11 protein-coding genes are annotated in these 15,081 nt (G+C 71.0%); 9 read left to right on the top strand and 2 right to left on the bottom strand.

All coding sequences use genetic code 11. The features are described from left to right. Positions 1–177: 177 nt before the first annotated feature. The 5 genes from pgaA to FHT32_RS27080 all read left to right on the top strand — a co-directional run bounded on the left by pgaA (position 178) and on the right by FHT32_RS27080 (position 7,536). The gene (gene pgaA, locus FHT32_RS27100) at positions 178–2,721 is read left to right on the top strand and encodes a poly-beta-1,6 N-acetyl-D-glucosamine export porin PgaA (RefSeq protein WP_176667668.1); all 2,544 of its coding nucleotides are present in this window, start codon (positions 178–180) and stop codon (positions 2,719–2,721) included. Beyond that, entirely contained in the window at positions 2,721–4,793 is a 2,073-nt protein-coding gene (pgaB, locus tag FHT32_RS27095) for a poly-beta-1,6-N-acetyl-D-glucosamine N-deacetylase PgaB (RefSeq protein ID WP_176667667.1), read from the top strand. Before pgaA ends, pgaB begins: the two co-directional genes overlap by 1 nt. After that, the gene (pgaC, locus tag FHT32_RS27090) at positions 4,790–6,070 is read left to right on the top strand and encodes a poly-beta-1,6-N-acetyl-D-glucosamine synthase (RefSeq protein ID WP_176667666.1); all 1,281 of its coding nucleotides are present in this window, start codon (positions 4,790–4,792) and stop codon (positions 6,068–6,070) included. The genes pgaB and pgaC overlap by 4 nt, the downstream gene beginning before the upstream one ends. Continuing rightward, on the top strand, positions 6,060–6,641 hold the full coding sequence (gene pgaD / locus FHT32_RS27085) for a poly-beta-1,6-N-acetyl-D-glucosamine biosynthesis protein PgaD (RefSeq protein WP_176667665.1): 582 nt from the start codon (positions 6,060–6,062) through the stop codon (positions 6,639–6,641). The genes pgaC and pgaD overlap by 11 nt, the downstream gene beginning before the upstream one ends. Positions 6,642–6,738: 97 nt before the next feature. Beyond that, positions 6,739–7,536, top strand: a complete 798-nt coding sequence (locus FHT32_RS27080) for an SDR family oxidoreductase (protein WP_176667664.1) — start codon at positions 6,739–6,741, stop codon at positions 7,534–7,536. A 341-nt stretch (positions 7,537–7,877) separates the two neighbouring features. Here FHT32_RS27080 and FHT32_RS27075 read toward each other — a convergent pair whose 3' ends face one another. After that, positions 7,878–8,786 carry a LysR family transcriptional regulator gene (locus tag FHT32_RS27075; protein WP_176667663.1) on the bottom strand — a complete coding sequence of 303 codons (909 nt, stop codon included), beginning with the start codon at positions 8,784–8,786 and terminating at the stop codon, positions 7,878–7,880. An 84-nt stretch (positions 8,787–8,870) separates the two neighbouring features. On the opposite strand from FHT32_RS27075, the gene FHT32_RS27070 reads away from it, so the two are divergent. Beyond that, positions 8,871–9,881, top strand: coding sequence for a zinc-binding alcohol dehydrogenase family protein (locus tag FHT32_RS27070; protein ID WP_176667662.1), 1,011 nt, complete (start codon positions 8,871–8,873; stop codon positions 9,879–9,881). 21 nt (positions 9,882–9,902) lie between these two features. Next, a complete protein-coding gene (locus FHT32_RS27065; RefSeq protein ID WP_176667661.1) occupies positions 9,903–10,475 on the top strand; it encodes a GNAT family N-acetyltransferase in 573 nt (190 codons plus the stop codon). A gap of 22 nt (positions 10,476–10,497) precedes the next feature. On the opposite strand, the gene FHT32_RS27060 is transcribed toward FHT32_RS27065, so the two are convergent. Next, complete coding sequence (locus FHT32_RS27060) at positions 10,498–11,871, bottom strand: sorbosone dehydrogenase family protein (RefSeq protein WP_176667660.1); 1,374 nt, start codon at positions 11,869–11,871, stop codon at positions 10,498–10,500. Positions 11,872–12,002: 131 nt separating this feature from the next. On the opposite strand from FHT32_RS27060, the gene FHT32_RS27055 reads away from it, so the two are divergent. Both FHT32_RS27055 and FHT32_RS27050 read left to right on the top strand, forming a co-directional pair. Continuing rightward, on the top strand, positions 12,003–12,776 hold the full coding sequence (locus FHT32_RS27055; protein ID WP_176667659.1) for an alanyl-tRNA editing protein: 774 nt from the start codon (positions 12,003–12,005) through the stop codon (positions 12,774–12,776). Positions 12,777–12,879: 103 nt separating this feature from the next. Then, entirely contained in the window at positions 12,880–15,063 is a 2,184-nt protein-coding gene (locus FHT32_RS27050) for a protein-disulfide reductase DsbD (protein WP_256099179.1), read from the top strand. Positions 15,064–15,081 lie beyond the last annotated feature (18 nt).

Genomic DNA, 15,081 nt, shown 5'->3' with positions numbered 1-15,081 from the left:
GCGGCGTCATGGGTCGCCCGGGACCGTTTTTCGGATTTCCAAGGGAGCACGGTGTTCATCCAGAAGAAAAAAACTGGAGGCACGGTCATGGCTGCGCGCAAACCTGCGCTCGCCTGGCTGTTGCCTCTTCGCCTGATAGCGCGGAACGCGCAAAGAATTCCCCTTCTGCCACTGCCTTTGCCACTGCCTTTGCCGCTGGCATGCACGCTGGCCTTCGGTGCGCCGGCGGCGCTCGCGCAGCCGGCGCCGACCGCCCCGGCTGCGCAAGTCGGGCAGGGCACGGCATCGTCCTATGACGCGAGCCGGCACGACGCGCTGGTCGTCGCGCGCCGCGAAGGCCGCATCGGCGCGGCCGAGGCGCTGGGCCAGCTGCAGGCATGGCTCGCACTGCCGCTCGGCGACGACGCGCGCCGCCGCGTGGCCTCCGATGCGGTCGCGATCGCCTCGGCCGATGGCCGCTACGCCGAAGCAGTGGCGCTGGGCCGCCAGGCCACGCCGTCGAAGCTGGCCGACCACGCTCTGGCCCCGCTCGCGCTGGCGGCACGGCGAGTCCACGACTCCGGCCTGCAGGGCGAGGTCGTCGGCGTGTGGCGCGCCCGGCGGCCCGACGCGCGCGAGCCGCGCGTCCACGAAGCCTGGTGGCGCATCGAGAGCGGCGACATCGCCGGCGCGAAGGCGCTGTACCGCGCGCTGTCGCAGCCCGCACCCACGCACGTCGACGACCGCGTCGCGCTGCTGGAACTGCGCGGCGCCATCGCGCGCGCCGACAACGACCTGCTGCAGGCGCTCGGCGCCTACACCGAGGCCGGCGCGCTGCGGCCCGGGCGCCTCGACCTCCGGCGCGAGGCCGACTTCCTGCTCGCGGCCAGCGGCGCCGCATCCAGCGCCTTCGAGAACGCGGAGGCGGCCGAGCGGGCCACGCCGGGCAGCTTCTCGCCGCTGGCGCTTTCCACCCTGCAGCAGGAAGCGCTCGCGCAGCGGCTGCGCTGGGCGATCCGCGCGCGCGACCAGCGCCTGGGCGCAGAGCGGGTGACCGCGCTCGACCGGGTGCTGGCCGACCAGCAGGCCGCGCTGGCCCGGGTCGACGCGGTAGCCCCGAAGGCCGAGCCCGGCGACGCCGATGCATGGCGCACGGTGCGGGTGCGGCTGCAGTCCGACCGCCTGCTGGCGCTGGTCGAGCGCGGCCGGCCGGCCGATGCCATCGCGCTCTACGAGGCCCTGCACGCAGCGGGCGCGGAGATCCCCTCCTACGGCCTGCAGGCAGCGGCCCGCGCGTTCGCGCAGGAGCGTCGCTCCATCGACGCCGTCCCGCTCTACGAGGCCGCCATGGCCAAGGCGGGCGCCGACCTGCCGGTGCCCGACGAGGTTCACTACGGGCTGGTCTACGCCTACCTGGACGTGGGCCGCTTCGCCGACGCCGAGGCATTGCTGGCCCGGCTGGAGGCCGCCACGCCCGCACAGCTGCACCTCGCGCCCGAGGCCGGACGGCCGAACGGCGACTACTCCGAGGTCAGCGGCCTGCGCGGCCTGGTCCAGCTCTATTCCGACCGACCGGCACTCGCGCAGCACAGCTTCTCGGCGCTGACGCGGGAGGCGCCGCTCAACGCCGGCTACGCGCACGGCGCGGCCCTCACCGAGCGGCTGCGCGAGCACCCCGAGGCGGCGGTGGCGCGCTACGAGGCGCTGGCGGCCGATTCGCCCTACGACACCGGCGCGCGCATCGGCCACGTCGAAGCACTGCTCGACGCGGACGAGTTCGCCGAGGCTCGCCGGCGCGCCGAATCGCTCGCGGCCGACCTGCCCGAGTCGGTGCAGGTGCGCGAGATGGAGCGCAAGCGCCGCGCCCTCGTCGGCCCGAGGCTCGACGTGGATGCCGAGGCGTCCTCGGGCGGCGCGGCCATCGCCAACCGCGAATGGCGCATCGACAGCCGGCTCAGCTCCGGCCTCAACGACGACCGCTGGCGCGTGTTCTACGAGCAGACGCTGGGACGCGGCAGCACCGACATCGGCAACGCGAACTGGGCGCGCGGCGGCCTCGGCCTGGGCTGGCAGCAGGGGCGCTGGCTGGCAGAGGGCATCGTTCAGCACGCGAACGCGGGCCGCTACCGCAACAGCGTGGCCGGCCGGCTCGACTACCGCGCGGGCGACGCGTGGCGGCTGTCGGCCACCTACGACGGCGACAGCCGCGAGCTGCCCTGGAAGGCGCGCGTGGCCGGCATCGGCGCGCACGAGCTCGGCGCGAGCGTGGGCTACGTGGTCGACGAGTCGCGCCTCTTCGAGCTGAAGTGGCAGCAGCTCGATTTCAGCGACGGCAACCGGCGCGACGGCCTCGAGGCCAGCTGGCGCGAGCGCTGGATCAGCACGCCGGCCTTCCAGCTCGAGACCAGCCTCGGCGCCGGCGCGAGCCGCGGCCGCGCGGTCGATGCGCCCTACTTCAACCCGTCGAGCGACTCCAGCGTGCAGCTCGGCGTGCGCGCGCAGTGGCTCAACTGGAAGCGCGACGACCGGCAGTTCTTCCAGGCCATCGAGCTCGCTGGCGGCAGCTACCGGCAGGCCGGCTTCGGCAGCGGCCCGATGTGGAGCCTGCGCTACGAGCACCGCTGGAACCTCGGGCCGCGGCTCACGCTGCGCTACGGCGCATTCGTCTCCGGCCATCCCTACGACGGCGTGCGCGAACGACAGCGCGGCGTCTTCCTGAACCTCTCCACACCCCTGCAGTGATGCGAACGACGAAGAAGAACACCCCCCTCGCCTTGCTGCGCGCGGCGCTGCCGTGGCTGATGCTGCTGGCCCTCTCGCTGCCGGTGCTCGCGCAGCCGCTGCCGCCCGCCGACCCCGACGACGGCGTGAGCTTTCGCGTGATCTCCTTTCACGACATCCGCGCCAAGGTGCGCGAGAGCTTCGAGGCCTCGCCCGACGAGACCGCCATGGACGAACACACCTTCGCCGGCGTGCTCGCCTGGCTGCAGTACAACGGCTACCACCCGGTGAGCCTGCAGCAGGTCGTCGATGCGCGCTCGGGCGGCAAGCCGCTGCCGCCCAAGCCCGTGCTGCTGACCTTCGACGACGGCTACCGCAGCGCCTACACCAAGGTGTTTCCGCTGCTCAGGCGCTACAACTACCCGGCGGTGATGGCGCTGGTGACCAGCTGGCTCGAAGTGCCCGAAGGCCGGCAGGTGCACTGGGGCGACAAGCCCGCGCCGCGCGAGAACTTCCTGTTGTGGAGCGAGGTGGCCGAGATGGCGCGATCGGGCCTCGTCGAATTCGCGAGCCACAGCGACGCGATGCACACCGGCACCGTCGCGAACCCGCAGGGCAACATGCTGCCGGCCGCGGCCACGCACCGCTACGACCCGCAGACCGGCCGTTACGAGGACGACGAGGCCTACGTGCGGCGCGTCGAGGCCGACCTGCGCCGCAGCCGCGAGCTCATCGAGAAGCGCACGGGCGCCAAGGTGCGCTCGATGGTGTGGCCCTACGGCGCCTACAACACCGCCGCGCTCGAGGCGTCGAAGCGCGCCGGCATGCCCATCACCTTCACGCTCGACGACGGCCCCAACTCGGCTGCCGTGCCGCTCTCGCGCATCCGACGCGCGCTGGCGGCCTACGACAACGAGGCGCCCTCGTTCGACCGGATGCTGCGCAGCCCCGTGGGCGGCGAAGAGCGACCGGTCAACCGCGTGATGCACGTGGACCTCGACTACGTGTACGACCCCGACCCGGCCCAGCAGGAGCGCAACCTCTCGAAGCTGATCGACCGCGTGGCCGCCGTGCGCCCGCGCGCGGTGTTCCTGCAGGCCTACGCCGACCCCGACGGCGACGGCGTGGCCGACGCGCTGTACTTCCCGAACCGCCACCTGCCGATGCGCGCCGACCTGTTCGCCCGCGCGGCCTGGCAGCTGCGCAGCCGCGCCGGCGTGAAGGTCTACGCCTGGATGCCGGTGACGGCTTTCAAACTGCCGGCGTCGAACCCGCTCGCCACCCACACCGTGACGGCGCAGGACGGCGCGACACACGCCGACCGCTACCACCGGCTCACGCCCTTCGACCCCGCGGTGCGAGCGCTGGTCGGCGACATCTACGAGGACCTGGGCCGCCACGCCTTCTTCGAAGGCCTGCTGTTCCACGACGACGCGATGCTCTCCGACGACGAGGACGCGAGCCCCGCCGCGCTGGCCACATATGCGAGATGGGGCCTGCCAGCCGACATGGCCGCGATCCGCGCGAACCCGGACTTGATGGCGCGCTGGACCACGGCCAAGACGCGCCATCTGATCGAGTTCACCCAGGAGCTCGCCGCGCGCACCGGCGCCTGGCGGCCCATGCTGGAGACCGCGCGCAACCTCTACGCCCGGCCGGTGCTCGAGCCCCAGGCAGAGCAGTGGTTCGCGCAGAACTACGAGGCCTCGCTCGCGGCCTACGACTACGTCGCGCTCATGGCCATGCCGCGCATGGAGCGCGAAACCGACGCCGACGGCTGGCTCGCGCGACTGGCCAGGCGCGCCGCCGACACGCCGCGCGGCCTCGACGGCACGGTGTTCGAGCTGCAGGCGCGCGACTGGCGCACCGGCAAGCCCGTGCCCGATGCCGAACTCGCGCGCCAGTGGACGCTGCTGCAGCGCGCCGGCGTGCGCCACCTGGGCTACTACCCCGACGACTTCCTCGACGACCAGCCGGGGCTGGACACCGTGCGCCGCGCGATCTCGGTGCGCACCCTGCTGCCGCGCGCCCTGGGCCCGGCAGCGGCCGCGCAGGTGCCCGCGCAAACCGCGCCGAAGGAGCGTCCGCAATGAGCACGACCACCCAGTTCCTTGCGCAGACGCTGCCCTCGCTGCTGTTCGGCTTCGTCTTCTACTACCCGTTCTTCATGGCCTACGTGTGGATGGCGGGCGGCCTCTCGCATGCGATGGTGTTCGAGCGCAAGCGCGACGTGGACGTCAATCCGCTCGACCTGCTGCCCTCGCGCCCGCTGGTCACGGTGGTGGTGCCCTGCTTCAACGAGGCGCCGCACCTGCGCGAAGTGATCGAGCAGCTGATGCGCACGCGCTACCCCTACTGCGAGGTCATCGCGGTGAACGACGGCAGCACAGACGGCACCGGCGAGCTGCTCGACGAGATGACCAAGGAATACGGCCGCCTGCGCGTGATCCACAACGCGAGCAACCAGGGCAAGGCCGTGGGCCTGAACACCGCCTGCCAGCTCGCGCGCGGCGAGTACATCCTGGGCATCGACGGCGACGCGCTGATCGACGAGGACGCCATCGCATGGATGCTGCTGCCGATGCTGGCTTCGGAGCGCATCGGCGCGGTCACCGGCAACCCGCGCATCCGCACGCGCACCACGCTGCTGGGGCGCATGCAGGTGGGCGAGTTCTCCTCGATCATCGGCCTCATCAAGCGCTCGCAGCAGCTGGCGGGCACGCTCTTCACCGTGTCGGGCGTGATCGCCATGTTCCGCCGCCGCGCGGTGATCGACGTGGGCTTCTGGAGCCCCGACGTGCTCACCGAGGACATCGACATGAGCTGGAAGCTGCAGATCGCCGGCTGGCAGCTGCGCTTCGAGCCGCGCGCGCTGTGCTGGATATTGATGCCCGAGACCTTGCGCGGTCTCTGGAAGCAGCGCCTGCGCTGGGCCGTCGGCGGCATCCAGACCATGCTGCGCTGCACCTCGCACATCCTGCGGCCACGACACTGGCGCATGTGGCCCGTGTACTTCGAGTACATGACGAGCATCTTCTGGGCCTACGCCATGGCCCTGGTGCTGATCATCAGCCTGGTGCGGCCCTTCCTGCCGCACGACTCGTCCTGGCACTCGGCGCTGCTGCCGCACTGGCAGGGCACGCTGCTGGCGATGACCTGCATCCTGCAGATGCTGCTGAGCCTGTGGATCGACCGCCGCTACGACCGCGACCTGATGCGCTACTTCGGCGGGACGATCTGGTATCCGATCGCCTTCTGGACCATCACGATGGCCACCACCGTCATCGCCGTTCCCAAAGCCCTGATACGCCGCCGGGGCAAACGCGCGGTGTGGACCAGCCCCGACCGAGGAGTCTCCGATGTCCCATGAATCCGTCTTCCCCTCCAGCCATCTGCCCGACGCGCACGACGACGCCGCGCCGCCGAGCCGCCGCCGCTCCTGGGGGCAGCCGCCGGTGGACGAGCCGATCATCGACGCCGCGCGCATTCCGCTGCGCGCCTTCGGCAGCGGCCGCTCGCCGCAGCGCGCGCTGGCCATGTACCTGTGGCTGCGCCTGCTGCGCCCCGCCGTCACCATCGCGATCTGGTTCTGGGCGGTCTGGTACGCGTGGCCCTACGTGCTGGGCGCGCGCTCGCAGCCCGAGGTGCTGCACCTGCTGAGCCTCTACGGCCTGGTGATCTGCGCGATCCTGCTGTCGATGCTGGTCATAGCGCCCTGGCGCCGCCGCCAGCACCGCCGCGAAGCGCCGCCCGAGAAGGAGAAGTCGTCGCTGTCCGCGCTGGCCACCTACATCGAGGTGCCGCCCGCGCGACTGTCGACCTGGCAGCGCACGCGCCAGCTGCTGGTGCACCACGACAACAACGGCCACCTGCGCGACGCCATCGACACCACGCCGGCCGCCCTCGAACCCGAGCCACATTCGACGAAGATGAAGCGCTGAGGGCCCGCGGCCCATCCGTCCGGGCGCGTGCAGGGGTTTCGCGGTGGTGATTGAATCGCCGCACCCATCCAGCAACCTCCCACCAAGGACCCGATTCATGGACCTCCAGCTCCAGGACCAGCACGTACTCGTCACCGGCGGCAGCAAGGGCATCGGCCTCGCCTGCGCCCTCGGCTTCCTGCGCGAAGGCGCGCGCGTGAGCCTCGTCTCGCGCGACCTCGCCAACCTGGAGCAGGGCCGCAGGACCCTGCTCGAATCCTTCCCGCAGGCCGAAGGCCGCGTCTCCATCCACGCCGCCGACCTCAAGGACCCCGCCAGCGCCGTCGCCGCCCTCGACGCCGCCGAAAAGGCATTCGGCCCCGTCGACGTCCTCGTCAACTCCGCCGGCGCCGCCCGCCGCACCCCGCCCGACGACCTCACCGCCGCGTCGTGGCACGACGCCATGGACGCCAAGTACTTCACCTACATCCACATGATCGACCCGGTCGTCAAGCGCATGGGCCAGCGCGGACGCGGCGCCATCGTCAACGTCATCGGCCAGGGCGGCAAAGTCGCCAGCCCCGTCCACATGGCCGGCGGCGCCGCCAACGCCGCCCTCATGCTCGTCAGCGCCGGCATGGCCGCCGCCTACGCCGCCAAGGGCGTGCGCGTGAACGCCGTGAACCCCGGCCTCACCCTCACCGAGCGCCTGCAGGAAGGCATGAAGGCCGACGCGAAGCTGCAAGGCATCGGCACCGACGAAGCACTGGAGCGCGCCAAGGCCAGACTGCCGCTGGGCCGCATCGCGACGCCGGAGGAAGTGGCGAACACCGTGCTGTTCCTGGCGTCGCCGAAGGCGAGCTATGTGACCGGTGCGATCGTGGCGATGGATGGTGCGGTCACGCCGATGATCTGAGAGAACAAGAGAGCACGGCGGCATCGAACGCCGCTGCCCTCACCCCAACCCTCTCCCGCAAGCGGGAGAGGAAAAAAATAAGGCCGAGCGAAGCGAAGGCCCGAGCGGTGTCCCCTCCCCTCTGGCTGCGCCGAGGAGCGCAGCGTTTCGCGGATCAGGGCTCGCCCTTGTTTGAGCGAAGCGAGTTTGGGCGAGACCCCGCGAAACGCGAGCACCGCAGGTTGCCCGCAGCGAAGCGGAGGGACGCAGACAGTGGGGTCGCCTTTCTTTTGCCTACGTTTCTTTGGCGAAGCAAAGAAAAGTAGGTCGGCCGCCGGGCCGAGACCCGGCCCCGGGAAACCTCAAGACAAAGCCAACAACGACTCGAACTTCAAACCAAGAAAGTCCACAAACGCCCGAACCCGAGCCGGCACAAACCGCCCACTAGGCAGCAAGGCATGCAACGGATAAGGCTCAGTCTCCCAATCACCCAGCAACCGCACGAGCCGCCCTTCGCGAATGTCATCCCGCACATCAAGCGCAGACTTCAGCGAGATGCCATAACCGCTCACAGTCCACTCCCGCGCCAGCGAAGCATCGTCCACGCTGCGATTCCCATTCACCCGCACCTCCGTCCACTGCCCGTTCTGCCCAAACCGCCACACCCGATGCCGCCGCCCCGACCGATTGAAGATCAGGCAGTTGTGATGCACCAGGTCCTGCGGCACCCGAGGCGCCGGATGCCGCCGCAGGTAGTCGGGTGAGGCGGTGAGCAGCGGATTGGTGAGCGCGAACGGCCGCGCCACAAGACGCGAATCCGCCAGCGCGCCATACCGCAGCGCCACATCGACCTCGTCGCGCATCACGTCCAGCGGCCGGTCCCCCACCGAGAGCGACAGCTGCACCCCAGGGTGCAAAGCAAGGAACTCGTCAAACCACGGCAGCAGCGTGCTGCGCGTCAAGTCCGAAGGCGAAGCCACACGCAAAGTGCCGACCAGCTCCCCGCGATCGGCCGTGACCAGCGACTCCCCCTCGTCCAGCAACTCGAAGGCCCGCACCGCGTAGTCGAGCAGCGTCTGCCCCTGCGGCGTGAGCCGCATCGCCCGCGTCGATCGCTCGAACAGCCGCGCCCCGAGCTGCGCCTCCAGCCGCTTGAGCGTGGCGCTCGCGGCCGCCGGCGTGATGCCCAGCGCATGCGCCGCAGCCGTGAGCGTGCCGGCGCGCGCCGTGTGCACCAGCACCTGCAGGTCGGAGATATTTTCAATCTTCATTTGAAACTGTTGCTGATTTTGGCCTACTTATCAAATTGCCCTTGCGATCCTACAGTTCAGATTTCGTCATTGAAAGGTCCTCCCATGAAAGCCATCGGCTACTACCAGTCCCTTCCCATCGACAACCCCGAGTCGCTGCAGGACATCGAGCTGCCCGCCCCCGTGCCCGGCGCGCGCGACCTGCTGGTGCGCGTGAAGGCGGTGTCGGTCAATCCCGTGGACACCAAGGTCCGCAAGAACGCCGCTCCCGAGGCCGGCCAGGCCAAGGTGCTGGGCTGGGACGCGGTGGGCACGGTCGAGGCCGTCGGCGCCGGGGTGAAGAACTTCAAGATCGGCGACCGCGTGTACTACTCGGGCTCGATCATCCGCCCCGGCACCAACGCCGAGCTGCACGCGGTGGACGAGCGCATCGCGGCCCTCGCGCCCAGCAGCCTCGACGACGCGCAGGCCGCAGCGCTGCCGCTGACCACCATCACCGCCTACGAGCTGCTGTTCGACCGCCTGCGCGTGCCCAAGGGCGGCGGCGAAGGCCAGACGCTGCTGGTCACGGGCGGCGCGGGCGGCGTGGGCTCCATCCTCATCCAGCTCGCGCGCCAGCTGACGAAGCTGCGCATCGTCGCCACCGCCTCGCGCGCCGAGACGCGCGCCTGGTGCCTGGAGCTGGGCGCGCACGCGGTGATCGACCACTCGAAGCCGCTGGCCGCCGAGCTGAAGGCCGCGGGCATCGGCGAGGTCGACATGGTCGCCAGCCTCACGCAGACCGACCAGCACTACGCGCAGATCATCGAAAGCCTCAAGCCCCAGGGCCAGCTCGCGGTGATCGACGACATGAAGGTGCTCGACGCGATGCCGCTGAAGACCAAGTGCATCTCGCTGCACTGGGAAATGATGTTCGCGCGCTCGCGCTTCGAAACGCCCGACATCGCCGAGCAGGGCGCGCTGCTGGCCGAGGTGGCTGCGCTGGTGGACACGGGCCGCATCCGCACCACGGCCAACGCGAGCTTCGGCACCATCAACGCCGCGAACCTGCGCAAGGCTCACGCGCTCATCGAGAGCGGCAAGGCGCAGGGCAAGGTGGTGCTGGCCGGGTTCTGAGGAGCCGGCAGAATCGGCCGCATGACCGACCACGCCGCCGACCACCCTGCCGTCATCGAAGTCGAAACCCAACGCCTGCTGATGCGCCAATGGCGCGAGAGCGATCTCGCGCCCTTCTTCGAGCTCGCGGGCGACCCGCAGGTGATGGAGTTCCTGCTGCCGCTGCCCACGCGCGCCGACAGCGACGCGGCGGTGGCGCGCACGCGCTCGCGCATCGCCGAGAACGGCTGGGGCTTCTGGGCGGTGGAGCACAAGGACACGGGCGAATTCATGGGCTTCACCGGGCTCAACTCGCCGATCGCCGAGCTGCCCTTCTCGCCCTGCGTGGAGATCGGCTGGCGCTTCGCGCGCAGGTGGTGGGGCCATGGCTTCGCCAGCGAGGCGGCGCGCGCCGCGCTGCAGGTGGGCTTCGAGCAGCTCGGGCTGCAGGAGATCGTCGCCTTCACCGCATGGAACAACACCCGCTCCGCCGCGGTGATGCAGCGCATCGGCATGAAGGAGGACGTGGACGGCGCCTTCGACCACCCGCTGGTGCCCGAGGGACACGCGCTGCGGCGGCACCGGCTCTACCGCATCGCCCGGCCGCAGCGCTGACCGAGGAAGCAAAGGAAGAAGGCTACTTCGCCTTCGACACCCGCCACACCGCGTTGCCGACATCGTCCGCCACGATCAGCGCGCCGCCCTTGTCGAGCGCCACGCCCACCGGGCGGCCATGGGCCTTCTCGTCGGCGCTGAGGAAGCCGGTCAGCACGTCGATGGGCGGCCCGCTGGGCTTGCCGCCAATGAAGGGCACGAACACCACCTTGTAGCCCGACTTGGGCTTGCGGTTCCACGAGCCGTGCTCGCCGATGAAGACGCCGCTGGCGAACTGATCGGGCATGCCGCCGGGGCGCGAGAAGGCCAGGCCGAGCGGCGCGACGTGCGAGCCCAGCGCGTAGTCGGGCGCGATGGCCTTGGCGACCATCTCCGGGTTCTGCGGCTGCACGCGCGCATCGACCACGCCGCCGTAGTAGCTCCAGGGCCAGCCGTAGAAGGCGCCGTCCTTCACCGAGGTGAGGTAGTCGGGCACGAGGTCGCTGCCGATCTCGTCGCGCTCGTTCACCACGGTCCACAGCACCTTGGTGTCGGGCTCCCAGCCCATGCCGTTGGGGTTGCGCAGGCCGCTGGCGAACAGGCGCTTCTCGCCGCTCCTGGTGTCGACCTCCCAGATGGCGGCGCGGCCCGCCTCTGCCGGCAGGCCGTTCTCGCCGATGTTGCTGTTGGAACCGACCGTCACGTAGAGCTTGCTGCCGTCGGCGTTGGCGATGACGTTCTTGGTCCAGTGGTGGTTGATGCCTGCGGGCAGCTGCGTCACCAGCGTGGGGCTGGCGGCGATGGAGGTCTGGCCCTCGGTGTAGGGCACCTTCACCAGCGCGTCGGCGTTGGCGATAAAGAGCTCGTTGCCGACCAGCGCCATGCCGTAGGGCGAGCGCAGGTTGCTCATGAACACCTGCCTGACCTCGGCCAAGCCGTCGCCGTCGGCGTCGCGCAGCAGGGTGATGCGGTTGGCGCTGGGCACGCCCGCGCCCGCGCGGCCCATGACCTTGCCCATGACCCAGTTGCGGATCTTGGCGATGGGGCCGCTGCCGCCGTCGTTGCTGTCGGCGGGCTTGGGCGGCTTGTTGCTCTCGGCCACGAGGATGTCGCCGTTGGGCAGCGTGTAGACCCAGCGCGGGTGGTCGAGGCCGCGCGCCAGCGCCGTCACCTTCAGGCCCTCGGCCGGAACGGGCGCGGCGGTGTCGGTCCAGCCGACGGCCGGGGCGACGTTGACGGTGGGAATCAGCGTCTTGTTGGGCTCGGCCAACTGGGGGCGGGGGCCGGTGGTGAGTTCTGGGGCGAGCTTGGCGGCCTCGCCGCAGCCGGCGGCGAGCAGCACGGCGGCCAGGGCCGCGGCGGCGGTGCGCGGCCATGAAGACGCGAGGCGGGTGGGTGCTTGCTGCGGTCGATTCATGCGTGATCCTTCGCGCGGCGGCGTGCCGCATGCGGCGCATCATCCCAAGGCGGGCGGGCCCGGGAGTGTCGGCCGTGGGCGCTTTCTGGCGTGGGCGCACCTCATTCGCGCATCGCCGCTACCATCGCCGGATGACCGACGACCTGTTCCGCGCCGACGCCTACCTGCGCAGTTGCGACGCCCGCATCGTGCGAATCGACGACGCCGGCATCGTGCTGGACCGCACGGTGTTCTATCCGCTGGGCGGCGGGCAGGCCGGAGACAGCGGCGTGCTGGCCCTGGCCGGCGGGCGCGAGATCGTCATCGCCGACACCCGCAAGGCCAAGGACGCCGAGGGCCAGCCGACCGACGAATTCGTCCACGTGCCGGCCCCCGGGCAGGACGAGCCGCTGGCCGCGCTGAAGCCCGGCGACGCTGTCACCGCCCGCATCGACTGGGAGCGCCGCCACCGGCTGATGCGCTTCCATACCGCCACCCACCTGCTTTGCCACCTTGTGCCGGTCCCGGTGAACGGCTGCTCCATCACCCCCGAGTACGCGCGGCTCGACTTCCACATGACCGACCCGCTGGACAAGGATTCGCTGACCGCCGGCCTGGCCCGGCTGGTCGAGGCGGCCCACCCGCTGACGGTGGGCGCCATCACCGACGAGGAGCTCGACGCCAACCCGGCACTGGTCAAGAGCATGAGCGTGCAGCCGCCGCGCGGCACGGGCACGGTGCGCACCATCCGCATCGGCGGGGCGGGCGAAGGCCAGGCGGCGATCGACTTCCAGCCCTGCGGCGGCACGCATGTTGCAAACACCGCCGAGATCGGGGCGGTGGTGGTCACCAAGATAGAGAAGAAGAGCGCCAGCAGCCGCCGCGTGGTGCTGGGCTGGGGCCCGCAAACCGCCACGGCGGCCTGAACGAAGCTCCGGAACTTCGCCCCCACCGATTGCTCCGACTGACGGCATGATCTTCCCGCGCATCCAATTCGCTACGCTTCTGATAGCAACGGCCGCAGCCAGCATGCCGGCTATGGCGCAATCGACATCCGAGCTGGCGTCCAAGCCGGGCGCCGTGGTCACCACCCCCCATGTGCGCGCCGAACTCATCGCACACGCCCCGGACGGCGTGACGCCCGGCGCCCCAGTGTGGGTCGGCCTGCAGATCGCGCACCAGCCCGAGTGGCACACCTACTGGAAGAACGCCGGCGATTCCGGCCTGCCCACCGAGATGACGTGGACGCTGCCGGCGGGCGTCTCGACCGGCGAGATCGCATGGCCGGCGCCGAAGAAGATCCCGGTCGGCAGCCTCGCCAACTACGGCTACGAGAACACCGTGCTGCTGCCGGTGCCGCTGGAGGTGTCCACGCTCTACAAGCCGCCGGTGGCGCTGGGCGGCACGCCGGCGATGGACATCCAGCTCAAGGCTTCCTGGCTGGTCTGCCGCAAGGAATGCATTCCCGAGGAAGGCACCTTCACGCTGGCCCTGCCGCTGCAGGGCTCGACCGCGCTGCACAAGGCCGAGTTCGATACCGCCCTCGCCGCCCGCCCGCAGCCGCTGTCCAAACCGGGCACCGTCGAGGTCGACGGCCACAGCCTGAAGGTGAAGCTCGAAGGCCTGCCCGCCGCCGCGCAGGGCAAGACGCTGGAGTTCTTCCCCGAGACCCCCGAGGTGATCCGCACCGCGGCCGTCTCCGGCAAGGACTGGACCCAATCCTGGCAGGGCGACACCTGGACCGCCACCGTGCCGCTGGCCGACCAGCGCAGCGCCAGCCCCACCGTCATGCCGGTGGTGGTAACGCTGCCCGAGGCCGACCGGCAGGCCGGCCAGCCGGCGGCATGGCGCGCCGAGGCGCCTGTCTCGGGCGCCTGGCCCACGGCCGCCGCGCCGCGCGCCGCGGAGGTGCCTCCGGCGCTGCAGGCCGCGCTCGCGGCCAACGCCGCGAATGCCGGTGCGGCAAAGGCCGCCGAGTTGCCCGCCCCGTCTTCCACCACCTTCCTGGCCGCGCTGCTGGGCGCCCTGCTCGGCGGCCTGCTGCTGAACCTGATGCCCTGCGTGTTCCCGATCCTCGCGATCAAGGTGCTGGGCTTCGCGCGGCAGGCGGGCAACGCCAGCGCGCACCGCAAGGCGGGGCTGGCCTACACGGGCGGCGTGATGCTGTCCTTCCTCGCGCTGGGCGGCGGCATGCTGGCGCTGCGCGCAGCGGGCGCCGGGCTGGGCTGGGGCTTCCAGCTGCAGTCGCCGGGCGTGGTGGCGGCGCTGGCGGCGCTGTTCACGCTGATCGGGCTGAACCTCGCGGGCGTGTTCGAGTTCGGCCGCGCCGCGCCTTCGTCGGTCTGCAGCGCGCAGGCCAGGCACCCGCTGGCCAACGACTTCCTTTCGGGCGTGCTCGCCGTGGTCATCGCATCGCCGTGCTCCGCGCCGTTCATGGGCGCCTCGCTGGGCTTCGCCATCGGCCTGCCGGCCGCGCAGGCGCTGCTGCTGTTCGTGGCGCTGGGCTTCGGGCTGGCGCTGCCGTATCTCGTGGCCGGCTTCGTGCCCGCGGTGGCCTACCTGCTGCCCAAGCCCGGCCCGTGGATGGGCACGCTGCGCCGCCTGCTGGCCTTTCCGATGTTCGCCACCGTGGCGTGGCTGGTGTGGGTGCTGGGCCAGCAAAGCGGCATCGACGGCGCCGGCACGCTGCTGGCGCTGCTGGTGTGCCTGGCCGCCATCGTCTGGGCGCTCACGCTGCGCGGGCGCGCCCGGGTCGTGATCGCGGGCGTGCTGATCGCCTTCACCGCCGTGCTCACCGCCGCCATCGGCCGCAACGTGCTGCAGGTGGTGGAGCCGGCCAAGCTGGCATCGGCCGGCACGAAGGACGGGACCGGCCAGCGCTGGCAGCCCTGGTCCGCCGAGCGCGTGGCGCAGTTGTCCGACGCGGGCCGGCCGGTGTTCATCGACTTCACCGCCGCGTGGTGCGTGACCTGCCAGTACAACAAGAAGAGCACCCTGTCCGACGATCAGGTGCTGGCCGACTTCGACGCCAAGAAGGTCGCCATGCTGCGCGCCGACTGGACCCGCCGCGACCCGGCCATCACCGCCGCGCTCACCGCGCTGGGCCGCAGCGGCGTGCCGGTGTACGTGCTGCAGGCGCCGGGCAAGCCGCCGGTCGTGCTGACGGAGATACTGGGCAAGGACGAAGTCCGCGCCGCGATCGCCGCCCTTTGACGCCGCGCTTTGACCACC

The sequence above is a fragment of the Variovorax sp. SG517 genome, from assembly GCF_013376045.1.
In the GTDB taxonomy this organism is placed as follows: Bacteria; Pseudomonadota; Gammaproteobacteria; order Burkholderiales; family Burkholderiaceae_C; genus Variovorax.
This window is presented reverse-complemented; position numbering and strand designations above follow the sequence as displayed.

What these genes read in the sequence shown, in the direction of transcription:
- pgaB (WP_176667667.1), top strand. Translation starts at nt 2,721, where the DNA reads ATGCGAACGACGAAGAAGAACACCCCCCTCGCCTTGCTGCGCGCGGCG.
- pgaC (WP_176667666.1), top strand. Translation starts at nt 4,790, where the DNA reads ATGAGCACGACCACCCAGTTCCTTGCGCAGACGCTGCCCTCGCTGCTG.
- pgaD (WP_176667665.1), top strand. Translation starts at nt 6,060, where the DNA reads ATGTCCCATGAATCCGTCTTCCCCTCCAGCCATCTGCCCGACGCGCAC.
- FHT32_RS27080 (WP_176667664.1), top strand. Translation starts at nt 6,739, where the DNA reads ATGGACCTCCAGCTCCAGGACCAGCACGTACTCGTCACCGGCGGCAGC.
- FHT32_RS27075 (WP_176667663.1), bottom strand. Translation starts at nt 8,786, where the DNA reads ATGAAGATTGAAAATATCTCCGACCTGCAGGTGCTGGTGCACACGGCG.
- FHT32_RS27070 (WP_176667662.1), top strand. Translation starts at nt 8,871, where the DNA reads ATGAAAGCCATCGGCTACTACCAGTCCCTTCCCATCGACAACCCCGAG.
- FHT32_RS27065 (WP_176667661.1), top strand. Translation starts at nt 9,903, where the DNA reads ATGACCGACCACGCCGCCGACCACCCTGCCGTCATCGAAGTCGAAACC.
- FHT32_RS27060 (WP_176667660.1), bottom strand. Translation starts at nt 11,871, where the DNA reads ATGAATCGACCGCAGCAAGCACCCACCCGCCTCGCGTCTTCATGGCCG.
- FHT32_RS27055 (WP_176667659.1), top strand. Translation starts at nt 12,003, where the DNA reads ATGACCGACGACCTGTTCCGCGCCGACGCCTACCTGCGCAGTTGCGAC.
- FHT32_RS27050 (WP_256099179.1), top strand. Translation starts at nt 12,880, where the DNA reads ATGCCGGCTATGGCGCAATCGACATCCGAGCTGGCGTCCAAGCCGGGC.